Raw genomic sequence first — 17,733 nt, 5'->3', positions numbered from 1 at the left:
CCCACGACTATAGCCTCACTCCGGCGTCATCACCACCTTCAGCGCCTCGCGCCGGTCGAGGATGGCGTAGGCCTCGGCGCCTTGTGACAGCGGCAGTCGGTGCGAGATGTAGCGTTCGGGCCTGAGCTGCCCCTTCTGCACCATCGGGATCAGCTCCTGCCACCAGTGCGGCACGGAGCAGGTGCCGGTGCGGAACGTCAGCCCGCTGGCGAAGGCGCGCTCCATCGGAAACGGAAAGCGCCGCGTCTGGTTTACGCCAAGGCACGACACGGTGCCCCATTTCCCCACCAGCCGAAGCGACAGGTCGATCGTCGCATCTGCGCCCACCGCCTCGACGACGCTGCTGCACATCCGCCCCTTGCTATCCTCACGGATGAACGGCACCGCCTCGGCCGGATCGACGCCGACCGCGCCCAGCTCCTCGGCGATCGCGCGGCGCTCGGGCACCAGGTCGATCGCATAGACCCGCCCGGCCCCCATTGCGAAACAGCCCTCCACTGCCATAAGTCCGATCGGGCCCAGCCCCACCACCGCGACGCTCGCGCCCGGCTTGATGTCGGCATTGCGCACCGCCATCCAGCTGGTCGGCAGCGCATCGGTCAGCATCAGCGCCTGTTCGTCGGTGATACCTTCCGGAATGCGCCGCGCGTTAACGTCGCCCGCCGGCACCCGCACCGCTTCCGCCTGGCTACCCTGCAGCGCCGCGGATAGCCCGTAGCAGCCGGAGCCATTGTTCTCGCATTCATGCACCCGGCCCATCAGGCACCCGGGACACGCGCCGCAGCCGACCGCGGCCGAAATCATCACCCGGTCGCCGGATTTCAGGGTGCGCACCGCGCGGCCGGTCTCGACCACTTCGCCCACCGCCTCATGCCCGACGCAAAAGCCCGTATCCTCTGAAAAGCCGTGGCCGTGATAGATGTGAAGGTCGCTGCCGCAGATCGCGCAATGCTTCACCCGGACCAGCACATCACGGTCGTCCTGCAACGCTGCGTCCTCTGTCGATCCGTATTGGATGTCGCGCGCGCCGAAATACCGCAAAGCCTTCATGATCCGCTCCCGTGTCGCTTTGCCTACAGGGGAAGCGCAAACGCCAGGCAGGCGTCAACTGTCCTTCGGAAATCCCGGATACCCGCGGCGGAGTTCGCCTCCGATGACAACAAGGAAGTCGGGAAGATGCCGGCCAGACATGCGCCTCTGGACGCGCCCGCCGCGCGTCGCCATCTTTCGCTTGATCGCTCTCTTGTGTTGCCAATCGGCAACACCACATGATGCTCGAAGGAAACAGGGACACCATGAACCTCGAGAAATTTACCGACCGCGCCAAGGGCTTCCTCCAGTCGGCGCAGACAGTTGCGATCCGCATGAGCCACCAGCAGATCGGCCCCGAGCATCTGTTGAAGGCGCTGCTGGAAGACGAACAGGGCATGGCCGCGGGCCTCATCCAGTCCGCCGGTGGCGACGCGCGCCGCGCGGTAACCGAGACCGACGCCGCGCTCGCGAAAATCCCCGCGGTCAGCGGTTCGGGCGCGCAGTCGACGCCCGGCCTCAACAACGATGCCGTGCGCGTGCTCGATTCTGCCGAACAGATCGCGCAGAAATCCGGCGACAGCTATGTCACCGTCGAACGCCTGCTGGTGGCGCTCGCGCTGTCGCTCAACACCCCCGCAGGCAAGGCGCTTCAGGCCGCCGGCGTGCGCGCCGACGCGCTCAACACCGCGATCAACGATCTGCGCGGCGGGCGCACCGCCGACACTGCGACCGCGGAGGATCGCTACGACGCGCTGAAGAAGTTCGCCCGCGACCTGACCGAGGCGGCACGCGACGGCAAGCTCGATCCGGTGATCGGCCGCGACGAGGAAATCCGCCGCACGATCCAGGTCCTCGCCCGCCGTACCAAGAACAATCCCGTGCTGATCGGTGAGCCCGGCGTCGGCAAGACCGCGATCGCCGAGGGGCTGGCGCTACGCATCGCCAACGGCGACGTGCCCGATACGCTCAAGAACAAGACGCTGATGGCGCTGGACATGGGCGCGCTGATCGCGGGCGCGAAATATCGCGGCGAGTTCGAGGAGCGGCTGAAGGGCGTGATCGACGAGGTGAAGGCCGCCGAAGGCGACATCATCCTCTTCATCGACGAGATGCACCAGCTGATCGGCGCCGGAAAATCCGAAGGCGCGATGGACGCGGGCAACCTGCTGAAGCCGGCCCTCGCGCGCGGCGAGCTGCACTGCGTCGGCGCGACCACGCTCGATGAATATCGCAAATATGTCGAGAAGGATCCCGCGCTCCAGCGGCGCTTCCAGCCCGTGTTCGTCGGCGAACCGACCGTGGAGGATACGATCTCGATCCTGCGCGGGCTGAAGGAGAAGTACGAGCTTCACCACGGCGTGCGCATCACCGACGGCGCGCTGGTTTCCGCGGCGACGCTCTCCAACCGCTACATCACCGATCGATTCCTGCCCGACAAGGCGATCGACCTGATGGACGAAGCCGCTTCGCGCATCCGCATGGAGGTGGAGTCGAAGCCCGAGGAGATCGAGACGCTCGACCGCCGCATCCTTCGCCTCAAGATCGAGCGCGAGGGCCTGCGCCGCGAAACCGACGAAGCCTCGCAGGACCGGCTCGAGAAGATCGAGGAGGAACTCGCCAATCTTGAGCAGCAGTCGGCCGAACTGACCCAGCGCTGGCAGTCCGAGAAGGACAAGCTGGCGGGCGAGGCGAAGCTCAAGGAGCAGCTGGACGCCGCGCGGCTCGAACTGGAACAGGCGCAGCGCCAGGGCGATCTCGCCAAGGCGGGCGAGCTTTCCTACGGCCGCATCCCCGCGCTCGAAAAGCAGCTCGCCGAGGCGCAGGGCGCCGCGGCCAATGCGATGCTGCGCGAGGAAGTGACGCCGGAGGATATCGCCGCCGTCGTCGCCCGCTGGACCGGCATCCCGGTCGAGCGGATGATGGAGGGCGAACGCGACAAGCTCCTCAAGATGGAGGAAGTGATCGGCAAGCGCGTGATCGGTCAGGAGGATGCGGTGCGCGCCGTCTCCACCGCCGTCCGCCGCGCCCGCGCCGGGCTACAGGATCCGAACCGCCCCCTGGGCTCGTTCCTGTTCCTCGGCCCGACGGGCGTCGGCAAGACCGAGCTGACCAAGGCGCTCGCCGAATTCCTGTTCGACGATCCCAACGCCATGGTCCGCATCGACATGAGCGAGTTCATGGAGAAGCACGCCGTCGCCCGGCTGATCGGCGCGCCTCCGGGCTATGTCGGCTATGAGGAAGGCGGCGTGCTGACCGAAGCGGTGCGGCGCCGGCCGTACCAGGTCGTGCTGTTCGACGAGGTGGAGAAGGCGCATGGCGACGTGTTCAACGTCCTCCTCCAGGTGCTCGACGATGGCCGCCTCACCGATGGCCAGGGCCGCACGGTCGACTTCTCGAACACGCTGATCATCCTGACGTCGAACCTCGGCAGCCAGTATCTCGCCAATCTCGGCGAGGGCGAGGACGTCGAAACGGTCGAGCCGCAGGTGATGGAGATCGTCCGTGCGCACTTCCGCCCGGAATTCCTCAACCGGCTGGACGAGATCATCCTCTTCCACCGGCTGGGTCAGGCGCACATGGGGCCGATCGTCGACATCCAGGTGGCGCGCGTCGGCAAGCTGCTCGCCGATCGCAAGGTGACGCTCGACCTCACCGATGCCGCGCGCGCGTGGCTCGGACGTGTCGGCTACGATCCGGTCTATGGCGCCCGCCCGCTGAAGCGCGCGGTGCAGCGCTACCTGCAGGATCCGCTCGCCGATCTCATCCTGCGCGGCGAAGTGAAGGACGGCAGCACGATCAGGGTCGACGAAGGCGACGGGAAGCTCGTGCTGTCCGTCGTCTGACCCGCAACCGGGGAGGGCGCGCCCACGCCCTCCCCTTTACCGCTCAATGATCGTGGTCATGCCCATGCCCATGCCCATGCCCATGGTCGTGCGCGCCGGGCGCCGCGTGCAGCGCCTCCAGCACCTCGTCCATCCGCGCCGGGTCGCCGATCGCCAGCACCTGCCCCGTGCTCGCCTGCGTCAGCGGATCACCGTTCCAGTCGCACATCCGCCCGCCCGCGCCCTCGACGATCGGCGCCAGCGCGGCGAAATCGTACAGCGCCAGCCCCGCCTCGCACACGATGTCGAGGTGCCCGCTCGCCAGCAGCCCGTAATTGTAGCAGTCGCCGCCATAGACCGGCCCCTGCCGCGCGTGCCCGCCGGAGACCGCCGCGACCAGCGCCATGAAATACGGCACTTCATCGTCGTTGAAGGCGTGCGGGCTGGTCGTCGCCAGGATCGCGCCCTCCACTTCGCGGCAGGCGCGCGTGCGCACCGGCGCCCCGTTGAACAGCGTCGGCCGCCCCGCCGCGCCGATCCACCGCTCACGCTGGATCGGCTGGTCGATCACCCCCATCATCGGCCAGCCATCCTCGACCAGCGCGATCAGCGTGCCGAAAATCGCCCGACCGACGGTGAAGCTGCGCGTACCGTCGATCGGGTCGAGCACCCAGGTGCGACCGGTCACGCCGTCCTTGATGCCATATTCCTCGCCATGCACCGCGTCGCCCGGCGCTTCGGCATCCAGGATCCGGCGCATCGCCGCCTCCGCCGCCCGATCGGCCAGCGTGACCGGCGAATGGTCGGCTTTCATCTCGGTGCCCAGTTCGCCGCGAAAATAGGGGCGAATCGCCTCCCCCGCGGCATCGGCGAGGCGGTGGGCAAGGGCGAGGTCAGCTTGGCGGATCGGCATGGCGCAGCCCTATCGCGCCCCGCACGGCCGCGCTAGAACCGGCGCACCAACGGGAGATACCCTGTGCGCCACGTCCTTGCCCTTGCAGCCGCTTTTTCCCTTACGCTCGCCGCTCCCGCCGGGGCGAGCCTGGCCGTGGGCGCCAAGGCGCCCGATTTCACCACCCGGGGCGCGATCGCGGGCAAGGTGGTGAACGTCAATCTCGCCCGCCAGCTGAAGAACGGGCCGGTCGTGCTCTACTTCTTCCCCGCGGCCTTCACCGCCGGCTGCAATGCGGAGGCGCGCGCCTTTGCCGAGAATATCGACAAGTTCCGCGCCGCGGGGGCGACGGTGATCGGCATGTCCGCCGATTCGGTCGAGGATCTCACCAAGTTTTCCGCCGCCGAATGCGCGGGTCGCTTCGCAGTGGCCAGTGCGGGACCGCGCGTCGTCAGCGGCTATGATGTGGCGCTCGGCCGGCAGGTGAAGGGCCGCGATGCCACCCGCCGCACCAGCTACGTCATCGATCGCACCGGCCGCATCGCCTTCGTGCATGACGACATGTCCGCCGAGCGTCACGTTGCCCTTACCCTCGACGCCGTTCGCCGGCTCGCAAAGTCGTAACAATCGCAACGCTATCTTAGCGATTTCGCGCTAGCTCAGGACACCGCCCGTGGCGCTGGCTGGCAGCGCCTGGGGAAGAAAGCGGACCAGCACGGTGAAGGTAAGCACGGCCGAGACGGAGGCGTTCAGCCTCTATGAGGCGATTGGCGCCTTTCTCGCCATTCACCGCCTCAGCGCCGACCCGGCATATTATGCGCTGGCGCATGAAATATTGAGCCATCCGGACGGCGCGCTGGCGCGGGCAGTCGCCGTGCGCACCGACGGCGGCGTACGCCTCACGCAGCAGGATATGGCGGAACTTGGCGTGCTCGCCCGAACGCAGCCGCACGACACCCCCGCCCGCCCCGCCGAGGATGCTTTGGTCGCGCAACTCACCATGCAATTGGGCGACTTTTCGGAAACCGTCCGGTCGATCCATGCCGAAACCAGCGACTTTGGCCGCGATCTGATCGCCACCGCCGCCGCGATGCGACAGGCGGACCCCGCATCGACGCGCAACTACATCAGCGAACTCACCGCCGCGATGATCGAACGAGTCCGCCAGGCGGAGGCACGGCTGGCCGCGGCGGAACAGGAAAGCGAGGCGCTCCGCAGCGCCCTCGCCGATGCACGCAGCGACGCGCGGCAGGATCCGCTGACCGAATTGGCCAATCGCCGCGCCTTTGACGAGGCGCTGTCGGCGCTGGCCCCGCACACCCCGGTGATCTTCGCACTGTGCGATATTGACCACTTCAAGCGCGTGAACGATCAGTTCGGCCATGCCGTCGGGGATCGGGTGCTGCGCGCGGTAGGCCAGACGATCGCCGCCGAAAGCGGGTCGGCGCTGGTCGCGCGTTATGGCGGCGAGGAATTTGCGCTGCTCCTCGTCGGCGTCGACATGGACACTGCGACCGGCATCGTCGATCGCGCCCGCAGCGCGGTTGCCGCGCGCCGCTTCCGCTCGCGTGCGACCGATGCCCCGATCGGCGTGGTGACGATTTCCGCAGGGCTCGCCGCCGGCACGGCCGGCGAAACGCGCGAGGTCCTGTGTGCGAGAGCGGACGCCGCGCTCTACCAGGCAAAGGCGGCCGGCCGTAATCAGGTACTCAGCGCCGTTTGATGGTGTGATCCACCGCGCGCGGATGGCGATATTTCCCAACCCTGAACGGCGAACCAGCTAAGTGGTTGATATTGCTTCGGCGGTCAAACTTGGCACGCCCCATGCAAATGCCTTGAGCATCGGCGCCGGATGGTCCGGCCGCCAGATAGCACAAGGGAATTGCACCATGTTCGTCCGCCTCAACCAGCTTCACCAGAATGTCGCCAGCCTCGCCGGCGCCTTCATCTTCGCCGCGCTCATGATCAGCGCCGCCGTTCCCGTCAGCCCGATCGCCTGATCCGGCCACACGCCTCCCTCTGTTCTGGAAAGGATTGTTCGATGGTCCGCTCCGCCTGCCTCGCCCTCGCTGCCTTTGTCAGCATGTCGGGCCTCCTCGCTTATGTCGACGCCGCCGCAAACGCGGTCTGAGCCGGCGCTGCCTCGGCCGGCTCGCCACGCGAATAGGTCCCGATAAGCAGCCCCGCAGCAAGCACATGCCCGGTCATGGCGCGCACCAGCGCCGTTCGACCGGGCGATGCGCCGGGATCGCCCACCCCGGCACCCAGCGCGAACAACTGGAACACATAACGATGCTCGCCATGACCGGTCGGTGGATCGGGTGGCAGCCAGCCTTCGCCCAGGTACGAATGGCGACCCACGTCGCCTTGCTCGGCCAGCCCGTCGCCATCGGCGACGATCGCGCCCTCCTCCAGCCGCCCGGCGTCCGCCGGCAGGCCCCACATGACGGCATGGACCAGCGGCTGCGGCGCCGGTGCGTCCGCATCCTCGACCAACAGCGCCAGCAGCGCCGTTTCTTCCGGCACCGCGCCCCAGATCAGCGGCGGTGAGACACCCTCGCCATCGGCGGTGAATCGCGGCGGCAGACGCGCCTCCTGCGCGAACGCCGGGCTGGACAGGTCAAGCGCGCCGAATGTTCCACCCAGTTCGGGCTGCACGATCGCCAGCTTGTCCGCACCCGCGCGCACATTGCCCAGCGTTCGCCCAAGCCAGGCGGGGATATGTTCCAGCATGTCGCCTCCTTTTCTTGCGCCGATTTCAACGCACGAGGCCGCATCCGCGATGCGTGTTGCGCGTTGGGTGCGGCATGGACGACCCGTTCGATCTCGACCGCTTCGTCACCGCGCAGCACGGCAGCTATGCCGACGCGCTGACGGAATTGCGCCACGGCCGAAAGACCAGCCACTGGATGTGGTATGTCTTTCCGCAGCTCCGCGGGCTGGGTCACAGCCCCACTGCGCAGCATTTCGGAATCGCGTCGCTGGATGAGGCGCGCGCCTATCTTGCGCATCCCCTGCTCGGCCCGCGTCTGCACGCGGCGTGCGCCGCGCTGGCTGCCGCCAGCGGCAGTGCGGTCGACATCCTTGGGCCGGTCGACGCGATGAAGCTTCGGTCCTCGATGACGCTCTTCGCGCGCGCGGCCGATGATCCTGCCCCGTTCCAGGCGATCATCGACCGGTTCTTCGACGGGCCGGGCCCGGCCACGGCCGCGCTGCTGCCCAAGGCACCCTGACGCGCCGCACGCGTCTGGGCTTTGGGGTTCAGCGGGCCTCAGCCGTCGAGGCTCTTCGACGCCTGTTCGAACAGGTCCTTGGACAGCCCGCTGGTCCCGACGATCCGCTCCAGCTCCGCCCGCATCAGCGCCGCGCGCGCGGGGTCGAACCGCCGCCACCGGCCCAGCGGCGGCAGCAGCTTCGCCGCCGTCTGCGGGTTGAGCCGGTCAAGCGCGATCAGCTGGTCGGCAAGGAAGCGATAGCCAGCGCCATCGGCCTGATTGAACGCCCGCTGGTTGACCGCGAACGCTCCGATCAGGCTGCGCGCGCGATTGGGGTTGGCCAGCGTGAAGTCGGGATGCTCGGCCAGTGCGCGCACCGCCGCCAGCGTATCGACCCGCGTCGACAACGCCTGCGTCTGGAACCATTTGTCCAGCACCAGCGGATTACCGGCATAACGGTTGTAGAAGATGTCGAGCGCCGCCTCCCGCAGGTCGCTCTCGCCATTGACCAGCACTGACAGCGCGCCCTGCCGATCGGTCATGTTGTCGGCACGCTCGAACTGGCGGAACGCCAGCGCCGCCGCATCGCTCGCGCCCGACGCCGCGATATAGCCCAGCGCCACGTTGCGAATCCGCCGCGCCGCCTTCGCCGCCGGCGTATATTCATACGGCCGGTCGCTCTCATTGGCGTCGTAGATCTCGCGCCAGCGATCGCCCAGTGCCCGGCCCAGGTCCGCGCGCAGCGCCTCGCGCGCAGCAAAGATCGCATCGGGATCAACCACGCTCAGCTGGTCGCCGATGAAGCTTTCCGACGGCAACAGCACCGCCTCGGCGACGAACGCCCGGTCCAGCGTCGGATCGTCGAGCGTGTCGGCCACCGCGTCGATCACCGCGCGATGATCCGCCACGCCCTCCACCGCACCCGCCACCAGCGTGTCCAGCATCAGCTGCTGCATCGCCTCATAGCGTGCAAAGGGATCGTCATCGTGCCGCGCCAGGAACGCCAGCTCCTCCGCGGTACGATCGCTCTCGATCGTCACTGGCGCGGAAAAGCCGCGGTTGATCGACAGCACGGGCCGCTCGGCGATGCCGTCGAACACGATCGTCTCGCTCGCATCCTCCAACAGCACCAGTTGCTCCGGCCCCAGCGGCCGCCCGGTTTCCGCGCCGAACAGCCGGATCTTGAGCGGCAGGACCATCGGCTCCTTCACCGCCTGTCCCGGCGTCGGCGGCACATGCTGCGCCAGCCGCAGCGTCGCGCGACCGCCATCATGCGACAGGCTGGCGGCCACCCGCGGCGTCCCCGCCTGGCTGTACCACAGGCGGAAGCGCGACAGGTCGACCTCACCGCCTTCCTCCATGCACGCGACGAAATCCTCGCACGTCGCTGCCGTCCCGTCGAAACGGTCGAAATACAGGTCGCACGCCGCCCGGAAGCGTGTCGGCCCCAGGATCGTCGCCATCATGCGGATCAGCTCGGCGCCCTTGTTGTAGATCGTCGAGGTGTAGAAGTTCGAAATCTCGAGGTAGCTTTCGGGCCGCACCGGATGCGCCAGCGGGCCGGCATCCTCCGGGAACTGGCTGGCGCGCAGCCCGCGCACATCCTCGATCCGCTTGACCGCCGCCGATCCCTGGTCCGCGGAGAATCCCTGGTCGCGAAAGACGGTGAAGCCTTCCTTCAGCGACAACTGGAACCAGTCGCGGCAGGTGACTCGGTTGCCCGACCAGTTATGAAAATACTCGTGCGCCACGACGGTCGCGATCGCGTCGTAATCGTAATCGGTCGCGGTGTCGGGATCGGCCAGGATGTAGCGGCTGTTGAAAATGTTCAGCCCCTTGTTCTCCATCGCGCCGAAATTGAAATCATCAACCGCGACGATGTTGAACACGTCGAGGTCATATTCGCGGCCATAGACGCGCTCGTCCCACGCCATCGACAGCTTCAGCGCATGGAGCGCGTGATCCGTCTTCGGCAGGTCTGCCTCGCGCACCCAGATGCCCAGCTCCACCTCACGCCCCGATCGCGTGGTGAAGGTGCCACGGTTGCAGGCGAGGTCCCCGGCGACCAGCGCGAACAGATAGGATGGCTTGGGAAACGGGTCGTGCCATTCGGCCCAATGCGTCCCGTCGCCATTGTCGCCGGCCGCAATCGGATCGCCATTGGCCAGCAGCACCGGGTAGCGCGCCTTGTCCGCGCTCATCCGCACGCGATAGGTCGCCAGCACGTCGGGCCGGTCGGGGAAGAAGGTGATGCGGCGAAATCCCTCCGCCTCGCATTGGGTGCACAGGTTTCCGCCGGAGGAATACAGCCCCATCAGCTGCGTGTTGCGATCGGGCGCGATCTCCACCTCGGTCTCGATCACATGCGCGTCACCGGTCAGCGGGATGACCAGCTGGTCATTCTCCATCCGCCAGTCGTTCACTGCGACACCATCGACCAGCACCGCGATCGGCGTCAGCCCGTCGCCGTCCAGCCGCAGCGGCTCGCCCGTCTCGCCGCCGCGCCGCACGTCGAGCCGCGCGCGCACCCGCGTCGCCGACGGGTCGAGCGCGAAGTCGAGCGACACGTCGGGGACCAACCATGCCGGCGGTCGATAATCCTCGCGGCGGTGAACGGCCGGGGTCGCGGTGGCGGTAAGAGCGTCGAGCATGGGAAGAGATATAGACGGCGCGCGATCCGGTTCCATCGGTAATGCTTGCGGCGCGCTCCCCCAATGCTACGACTTGCGGCATCAAGCCGCCCAATCCTTGTCTTTCATGTCGAGTGAGGTCGAGCCGCGTGTCGCAGGCGCCCGTCGCCGGTGCCACGTCGCCCCGCCCTTCTCGCCGTCCCGGTCGGGGGCGGGCGCCATCACCACGGGATATCCATGCGTCGTTTCGCCATAGCTCTGTGCTTCGCCACCCTGCCCGTCGCTGCCATCGCGCAGCAGGCTGCCCCCGCCGCTCCGGCAACGCCCGCGAAGGCTCAAACCGCCGCGGCCACCACGCCGCTCTCGCCCGAGGCTGCGGCGATCAAGTCGCACGTCATGTTCCTCGCCTCGGACGCGATGCGCGGGCGTGAGGCTGGCAGCCCGGAATATGATATCGCCGCCGAATATGTCGCCTCGCAATTCTTTGCCGCCGGGCTGAAGCCCGGCGCGGCCAAGGGCGGCTATCTGCAGGAAGTGCCGCTGGTCGCCTACAAGGCCGAAGGCGAGGGGAAGCTCGGCATCACGCGCGGCGGCACCACGCTGCCGCTCACCTACGGCACCGATTACGTCCCCTCCGCGAACCCGCGCGCCAAGGAAACCAATCTGTCCGCACCGGTGGTGTTCGTCGGCTATGGCATCGTCGCGCCGCAATATGGCCGCGACGATTATCGCGGCGTCGATGTGAAGGGGAAGATCGTCGCCTTCGTCAGCGGCTCGCCGTCCAAGATGACGGGTGAGGAGCGTGCCTGGCTCGGCTCGCCGACGACCAAGGCACGGCTCGCGGCGGAACGCGGCGCGGTCGGCACGATCACGCTCGTCACCTCGCGCAGCGACAAGCAGCGCCCCTTCGCCAAGATGGTCGAAGGGATCGGCCACACCCGCATGACCTGGGCCAATCCCGACGGCACCGGCCATGTCGAGGAAGGCGGCATCCCGACGCTCGCGACGCTGAGCCTCACCGGCGCGGAAAAGCTGTTCGCCGGCGCGCGCACCAGCTGGGCGAAGGTCGCAAAGGAATCGGACAAGGCCGATGCGCGCTTCACGCCCGAGGAGCTGCCCGCCACGCTCTCCGCCACCACCAAGACCAGCTTCGCCCCCGCACGCTCGTCCAACGTCGTCGGCGTGCTGCCCGGCAGCGATCCGGCGTTGGCGAAGGAAGTCGTCGTCCTCTCGGCACACCTCGACCACGTCGGCGTCAGCGGCAAGGCCGATGACAAGATCCACAATGGCGCGCTCGACAATGCGATCGGCATCGCCAGCCTGATCGAGGAGGCCAAGCGCTTCCAGAAGGAAGGGGCGCCCAAGCGCACCGTCCTGTTCCTCGCCGTCACGGCGGAGGAAAAGGGGCTGATCGGCAGCGACTATTTCGCCAATCACCCGACCGTGCCGGCCTCGTCGATCATCGCCAACGTCAATCTCGACATGCCGATCCTGACCTACAAGTTCGAGGATATGGTCGCGTTCGGCGGCGATCGCTCGACGCTCGGCCCGATCATCAGCCGCGCGGTCGCCGGCGCCGGCGTCAGCCTGTCGCCCGATCCGATGCCGGACGAGGGGATCTTCGTTCGCTCCGACCATTTCCGCTTCGTGCAGAAGGGTGTGCCCTCGGTCTTCCTGTGGCCGGGCCAGAAGGGACCGGGCAAGGCCGCGGTCGAACATTTCATGTCGACCAACTACCACAAGCCCAGCGACGATCTGTCGCAGCCGATCGAGTGGGAACAGGGCGTCCGCTTCGTGGATGTGAACTATCGCATCGCCCGCGACATCGCTGACGCGCCCACGCGCCCGGTGTGGAACAAGGGCGATTATTTCGGCACGTTGTTCAAGGGGCCAATGGCCCCGTAACCGGGGGAACAGGGGATGAGGAAGGTCATCGGGGCAGCGCTGCTGGGGGCAGCGGCGCTGTTACCCGCCATCGCGCAAGGACAGGGGGCAAACCCCGGTTTTGACGTCGACGCGGCAACCCGCGCCTACCTCGATCTTTTGCAGGGGCCGGCACGGGCGAAGTCGGACGCCTATTTCGAGGGTGGCTATTGGCTGATCCTGTGGAACGCGGTGGTCGCCGTGCTGGTCTATGGCGCGCTGCTCGCCAGTGGCTTTTCCGCCCGGATGCGCGATCTCGCCGAACAGCGCGTCAGGCGCACCTGGCTCGTCCCCGGCCTGTACGGCGTGCTGTTCACGCTCGTCAGCTTCCTCCTGTTCCTGCCGTGGACGATCTACACCGGCTTCGTGCGCGAGGCGCAATATGACCTGATGAGCCAGACGTTCGGCGCCTGGCTTATCGACCAGCTCAAGATGCTGGGCGTGTCGCTGGTGGTGAATGCGCTGCTGTTCACCGCGATCTACGCCGTCATTCGCCGCTTTCGCCGCGGGTGGTGGGCGGTCGGCACGGCGGTGATGATCAGCTTCCTCACCATCGGGCTGCTGCTCGGCCCGGTGTTCATCGAGCCGCTGTTCAACCGCTACACCGAAATGCCCGCCGGCCCGCTGCGCGACCGAATCGTCGCGATGGCCGAGGCGCATCACATCCCCGCCGACCATATCTATGTCGCTGATGCCTCACGCCAGACGAAGCGGATTTCCGCCAATGTCGCCGGGCTCGGCCCCACGATCCGCATCGCGCTCAACGACAATCTCCTTAACCGCACCTCACCTGACGAGGTCGCAGCGGTGATGGGGCATGAGATGGGCCATTATGTGCTCGGCCACATTTGGCGACTGCTGCTGTGGTTCGCCCTCGCGGTGCTCGTCATCTTTTTCGCGCTCTCCCGGCTGGCGCCGCGGCTGATCGCGCGCCACCCGCGCTGGGGCGTGCGCGACGTGGCGGACCCTGCCGGCGCGCCGCTGCTGCTCGCGATCACGAGCGTCCTCGTGGCGCTGGCGACGCCGTATATCAGCACGGTCACCCGCCTGAGCGAGAGCGAGGCGGACCGCTTCGGCCTCGATGCCGCCCGCGCGCCTGACGGCTTTGCCACCGCGGCGATCCGCCTGTCAGAATATCGCAAGCTTGAGCCCGGGCCGATCGAGGAATTCCTGTTCTTCGATCATCCTTCGGGCGCGACGCGCGTTCGCATGTCGATGCAGTGGAAGAAGGATAATTTGCCCGGCGCCACGATGGTCACGCCAACGCTCGCGAGATGAGCCGGCTGTTCATCTTCGGCCTCGGCTATGCGGCGAGCGCGATCGGCGATGCCGCGAGCGGCCCGGTGCTGGCGACGACGCGCGACGGCCGCGCCGGCACGATCCGCTTCGATGATGGAGATGCGGTGCGCGCCGGGCTCGCCGCCTCAACGCATGTGCTGTCCTCCGTGCCACCGGATGGCGCGGACGATCCGGTGCTGGTGCGATATTGCGCGCTGCTGGAGGGCAAGTGGCTGGGCTACCTCTCCTCCACCGGCGTCTATGGCGATGCGGGCGGCGCCTGGGTGGACGAAAGCGCGCCGATCACCGGCCGGCGCGGGCCCCGCAACGCGGCCGATGCGGCATGGCTGGCGCTCGGCGCGCGCGTCTTCCGCCTCCCCGGCATCTACGGCCCGGGCCGCTCCGCGCTCGACCGGGTGGCGGCCGGCAAGGCGCACCGCACCGCCATCCCCGGCCAGGTGTTCAGCCGCGTCCATGTCGATGACATCGCGCGCGGCGTCGTCGCCGGCTTCACCGCGCCGCCGGGCGCCTACAATCTCGCCGACGACCATCCGTCCAGCCAGGATGCGGTGATCGAATTCGCCGCCGACCTGCTCGGCCTGCCGCCGCCCCCCCGTGGTGCCGCTCGACAGCCTCTCACCGATGGCCCGCGCTTTCTATGGCGAGAACCGCCGCGTCGCGAACGGGAAGGCAAAGCGGGTGCTCGGCTGGACGCCGCTCTATCCGGACTATCGGTTGGGCCTTCGGGCGGTCAGCGCGATGACCAGGCCGAAAGCGGCCAATGCTGCGCCACAAGCGGCCAATGTTGACCAGCGGTAACCCTCGAACAATGTGGAAAGGGCCATGGCGATCACGGGCACGATGACGCTGGAATAGGCCGACTTTGCCGGGCCAATGATCCGGATCACCCCGAAATATAGCGGAAACGCCAGCGCCGACGCCGCCAGCCCCAGGTACAGGATGCCGGCTACATACCCCAAGCGCCACTCCATCACCGGCGGCCCCGCCGTGAACCACGCCCAGGCCGCATCGAACACCCCGCCCATCAGCATGGCGATGGCGGTGGTCCGCAGCATCGGATAGCGCCGCGCGGTTTCAGTCCCCTGCATCACATTGGCGCTGGAGGCGGACAGAATAGCGCACAAGGTCAAGGCGATACCGGTCAGCGCGGTCGCCGGCCCATGCGGATCGCTGCGCACCTCATGGACGAACAGCAGCGCCACGCCGCCCATCGCCACCGCCGATCCGACAATCAGCTGCCGCCCCATCCGCTGACCCAGAAATATGCGCCCGAACAAGGAGTTGGGGATCAGCAGCAGCGCGAACACCACCGCGACCAGCCCCGAGGTGATGAACTGTTCCGCACGGTAGACGAAGTTGAAATTGAGCACGAACTGCGCGAGGCCGAGCGCGCCGGCAAAGGCATAGCCACGCGCATCGATCGTCCCCGGCTCCCGCCGGATCACCGCCCAGGCAAGCAGCGCGGCGCCGGCCACCAAAAAGCGGTAGCTCACCGACCAGGACGGCGGCACCACGCCCAATTGGTCGCGAATGACCAGCCACGTCGACCCCCAGATCAGCGTCACGATCCCGAACGGGATCAGGACACGGGCGCGAGTCGATTGCGGTGGCGGGGCGGTGATCATGCCGCCGCGTAGTGCGGATTGGACGGCGGGTGAAGCGGTTAGCCGAGCGCCGCGATGGCATCGGCCAGCGGACGGATATCCTCCACGCGCTGGTTCCACGACACCACCAGCCGCGCCTCGCCCGGCCCCCAATCATAAAAGTCGAACCCCTTGGCCCGCAGCGCCGCGGCTTCCTCGGCCGAGACGCGCAGGAACACCTCGTTCGCCTCCACCGTATGCACCAGCCGATCACCCGCGGCGGCGGCGATCAGCGCCGCGCCTTCGTTGGCATTGCGCGCATTGGCCAGCCAGCGGTCCTCCTCCAGCAGTGCGAGGATCTGCGCCGCCAGATAACGCCCCTTGGAAAACAGCAGGCCAGCGCGCTTGCGGCGATAGCGGCTCGCCTCCACCAGCCCGCGCTTGAAGAATACCAGTGCCTCGGCACCCATCCCGCCATTCTTGACGAAGCCCATGCTGAGCGCGGTCACGCCCGCGCGCCACGTCATGTCGGCGGGTGAGCAGCCGGCGTGAACCAGCGCATTGGCAAAGCGCGCACCATCCATGTGCAGCGCCAGCCCGTGCTCGGCCGCCATCGCGCCGATCGCCGCCACCTCGTCGGCACGGTACACCAGCCCATATTCAGTCGCATTGGTGATCGAGATCGCGTGCGGCTGCACCTGATGCACGTCCTTGCGGATCGTGCCGAGCAACCCGGTGAGCGTCTCGGACGTCAGCTTCGCGCCCTCGCCGCCTGCGAGCAACAGCTTGGCGCCATGGGTGTAGAATTCCGGCGCGCCGCATTCGTCATTCTGGATATGCGCGTCATGGTGGCACAGCACCGCGCCGTGCGGCGGGCAGAGCGCCGCGAGCGCCAGGCAATTGGCCGCGGTGCCCGTCGGTACCCACAAGGTCTCGACCTCGGTCTCGAACAGCGCCGACAGCCGCGCGTCCAGCATCCCGGACCAGCGATCGCCATCATAGGCGGTGTCGAGCACATCGGCCTCGGCCATGGCGGCGAGCACGGCGGGATGGACCGGGGCGGCATTGTCGGAAAAGAAGCGCATGGGGGTGCCTTGCGGCGCTACCGCGCGACGGTCAATCGACACGGATCAAGCGATCGGGCACCGACGCTGTGACCGGATCAGGTTTCGGGATCGTCCTGCTCGCGCGAGGCGATCGTCGCCGTCCCGCGATAGCCGCTGACGCTGGCCGCCACCGCCTGGATCAGCTGCTGGCGCTCGCGCATCGGGCGCGTCGTGTCGCCGATCATCACTGCCACCGCATAACGCCGGCCGTCCGGCGCGGTCAGCAGGCCGACGTCGTTGAAGCCGGCGTTGCGGCGGCCCAGTTCCTGCCCCGTCCCAGTCTTGTGCGCCAGCGTCCATCCCGGCGCGATTCCCGCCTTCAGCCGCGCCCGCCCGGTGCGGCTCGATTCCAGCGTGGAGATCATCAGCCGCGTCGACGTTTCGGACAGCAATTCGCCCCGCGCCAGCCGCGACAGCGCATCGGCAATCGCTAGCGGCGCCGCTCCATCGGGCGGATTGTCGATATAGGCCTGCATCGCCCGCGCGCGCACCGCCGGATCCAGCTTCGCCCGCTGGATCGAGAAATTGTTGCCGATGCTCATCGACTGATCCCACGTCAGCCCGGCGGTCTTCGCCTGGAGCAGCCGCTCACCCGGGCCGAAGCGAATGTCGCCCAGCCGCTTGCGCTCGATAAAGGCGTTCACCGCCCTCGGCCCACCGACCAGCGTCAGCAGCCGGTCATTGGCGGTATTGTCGCTCTGCGTCAGCGCACGGAACAGCAGGTTGCCGACGGTCGTGTTCCACGTCCCGCCCTTCACCAGATAGGCGACCGGCTGGTGGAACAGCGTCAGGTCGCTGGCCGTCACGCTGACCGGATCGTCCAGCTTCAGCCGGCCATTGTCGCGCTGATCGAGCACGGTCATCGCGACCCACAATTTGCTGACGCTCTGCTGCGGCAGCAGTCGACGCCCCCCGGCCTCGATCGTCCAATCCTCGTCGACGGCGCGCACCGCCACGCCGGCAATACCCGGGAACTCGCGCACCAATTGCTGGATCGACGCATCCAGCGCGCGCGGCGCGCGGCTGGCCGGCAGCGGCTTGGGCTTGGGCACCGGGATGGCGACGACATAGGAGGGCGCGGGGGCCGGCGCGACGGCGCGCGCGTTCCGCGAGGGTGGCTCCCCGACACAGCCGGCCAGCGCGAGCAACGCAGCTCCTGCGCCCAACCGTCCGATCATGATCCTCGCCTGCCCCATGCCATGACACGGGAGGCTATCGGAAAAGACGCCAT

The 17,733-nt window shown here is 67.8% G+C and carries 13 protein-coding genes and 1 pseudogene; 7 read left to right on the top strand and 7 right to left on the bottom strand.

Annotated features, from left to right (window positions below):
- Window positions 1–15: 15 nt before the first annotated feature.
- Window positions 16–1,050 carry an alcohol dehydrogenase family protein gene (locus ACH0BU_RS08400; protein WP_296222814.1) on the bottom strand — a complete coding sequence of 345 codons (1,035 nt, stop codon included), beginning with the start codon at window positions 1,048–1,050 and terminating at the stop codon, window positions 16–18.
- A 245-nt stretch (window positions 1,051–1,295) separates the two neighbouring features.
- On the opposite strand from ACH0BU_RS08400, the gene clpB reads away from it, so the two are divergent.
- Window positions 1,296–3,875 carry an ATP-dependent chaperone ClpB gene (clpB, locus tag ACH0BU_RS08395; protein WP_314472094.1) on the top strand — a complete coding sequence of 860 codons (2,580 nt, stop codon included), beginning with the start codon at window positions 1,296–1,298 and terminating at the stop codon, window positions 3,873–3,875.
- 43 nt (window positions 3,876–3,918) lie between these two features.
- On the opposite strand, the gene ACH0BU_RS08390 is transcribed toward clpB, so the two are convergent.
- Complete coding sequence (locus tag ACH0BU_RS08390) at window positions 3,919–4,767, bottom strand: inositol monophosphatase family protein (protein ID WP_500263922.1); 849 nt, start codon at window positions 4,765–4,767, stop codon at window positions 3,919–3,921.
- Between the two features lie 63 nt (window positions 4,768–4,830).
- Here ACH0BU_RS08390 and ACH0BU_RS08385 point away from each other — a divergent pair, with 63 nt between their 5' ends.
- Complete coding sequence (locus ACH0BU_RS08385; protein WP_125946367.1) at window positions 4,831–5,370, top strand: peroxiredoxin; 540 nt, start codon at window positions 4,831–4,833, stop codon at window positions 5,368–5,370.
- A gap of 49 nt (window positions 5,371–5,419) precedes the next feature.
- Window positions 5,420–6,469, top strand: a complete 1,050-nt coding sequence (locus ACH0BU_RS08380) for a GGDEF domain-containing protein (protein ID WP_231621837.1) — start codon at window positions 5,420–5,422, stop codon at window positions 6,467–6,469.
- 377 nt (window positions 6,470–6,846) lie between these two features.
- Here the strand turns inward: ACH0BU_RS08380 and ACH0BU_RS08375 are convergent, their stop codons facing one another.
- The gene (locus ACH0BU_RS08375) at window positions 6,847–7,479 is read right to left on the bottom strand and encodes a YbhB/YbcL family Raf kinase inhibitor-like protein (RefSeq protein WP_296219128.1); all 633 of its coding nucleotides are present in this window, start codon (window positions 7,477–7,479) and stop codon (window positions 6,847–6,849) included.
- Window positions 7,480–7,553: 74 nt separating this feature from the next.
- Between ACH0BU_RS08375 and ACH0BU_RS08370 the strand changes: the two genes are divergently transcribed.
- Window positions 7,554–7,979: a DUF1810 domain-containing protein gene (locus tag ACH0BU_RS08370; protein WP_296219127.1), complete on the top strand. Its 426-nt coding sequence runs from the start codon at window positions 7,554–7,556 to the stop codon at window positions 7,977–7,979.
- 38 nt (window positions 7,980–8,017) lie between these two features.
- Here ACH0BU_RS08370 and pepN read toward each other — a convergent pair whose 3' ends face one another.
- Window positions 8,018–10,612: an aminopeptidase N gene (gene pepN / locus ACH0BU_RS08365; protein WP_296219126.1), complete on the bottom strand. Its 2,595-nt coding sequence runs from the start codon at window positions 10,610–10,612 to the stop codon at window positions 8,018–8,020.
- Between the two features lie 216 nt (window positions 10,613–10,828).
- Here pepN and ACH0BU_RS08360 point away from each other — a divergent pair, with 216 nt between their 5' ends.
- The 3 genes and pseudogenes from ACH0BU_RS08360 to ACH0BU_RS08350 all read left to right on the top strand — a co-directional run bounded on the left by ACH0BU_RS08360 (window position 10,829) and on the right by ACH0BU_RS08350 (window position 14,611).
- Window positions 10,829–12,496, top strand: a complete 1,668-nt coding sequence (locus tag ACH0BU_RS08360) for a M28 family metallopeptidase (RefSeq protein WP_296219125.1) — start codon at window positions 10,829–10,831, stop codon at window positions 12,494–12,496.
- Window positions 12,497–12,511: 15 nt separating this feature from the next.
- Entirely contained in the window at window positions 12,512–13,792 is a 1,281-nt protein-coding gene (locus ACH0BU_RS08355) for a M48 family metallopeptidase (protein WP_296219124.1), read from the top strand.
- Window positions 13,789–14,611: pseudogene (locus tag ACH0BU_RS08350) on the top strand (Rossmann-fold NAD(P)-binding domain-containing protein). The gene ACH0BU_RS08355 and the pseudogene ACH0BU_RS08350 overlap by 4 nt, the downstream one beginning before the upstream one ends.
- Here ACH0BU_RS08350 and ACH0BU_RS08345 read toward each other — a convergent pair.
- The 3 genes from ACH0BU_RS08345 to ACH0BU_RS08335 all read right to left on the bottom strand — a co-directional run bounded on the left by ACH0BU_RS08345 (window position 14,521) and on the right by ACH0BU_RS08335 (window position 17,680).
- Window positions 14,521–15,438, bottom strand: a complete 918-nt coding sequence (locus ACH0BU_RS08345; RefSeq protein ID WP_296219122.1) for a DMT family transporter — start codon at window positions 15,436–15,438, stop codon at window positions 14,521–14,523. The pseudogene ACH0BU_RS08350 and the gene ACH0BU_RS08345 sit on opposite strands and share 91 nt — an antisense overlap.
- Before the next feature lie 38 nt (window positions 15,439–15,476).
- Entirely contained in the window at window positions 15,477–16,481 is a 1,005-nt protein-coding gene (locus tag ACH0BU_RS08340; protein WP_296219121.1) for a threonine aldolase family protein, read from the bottom strand.
- 77 nt (window positions 16,482–16,558) lie between these two features.
- Complete coding sequence (locus ACH0BU_RS08335; RefSeq protein ID WP_052742397.1) at window positions 16,559–17,680, bottom strand: serine hydrolase; 1,122 nt, start codon at window positions 17,678–17,680, stop codon at window positions 16,559–16,561.
- Window positions 17,681–17,733 lie beyond the last annotated feature (53 nt).

The organism is Sphingomonas olei (assembly GCF_045369765.1).
GTDB classification, from domain to species: domain Bacteria; phylum Pseudomonadota; class Alphaproteobacteria; order Sphingomonadales; family Sphingomonadaceae; genus Sphingomonas; species Sphingomonas panaciterrae.
The sequence above is the reverse complement of the archived record's forward strand: the minus strand, read 5'-3'. Positions and strand labels throughout refer to the sequence as shown.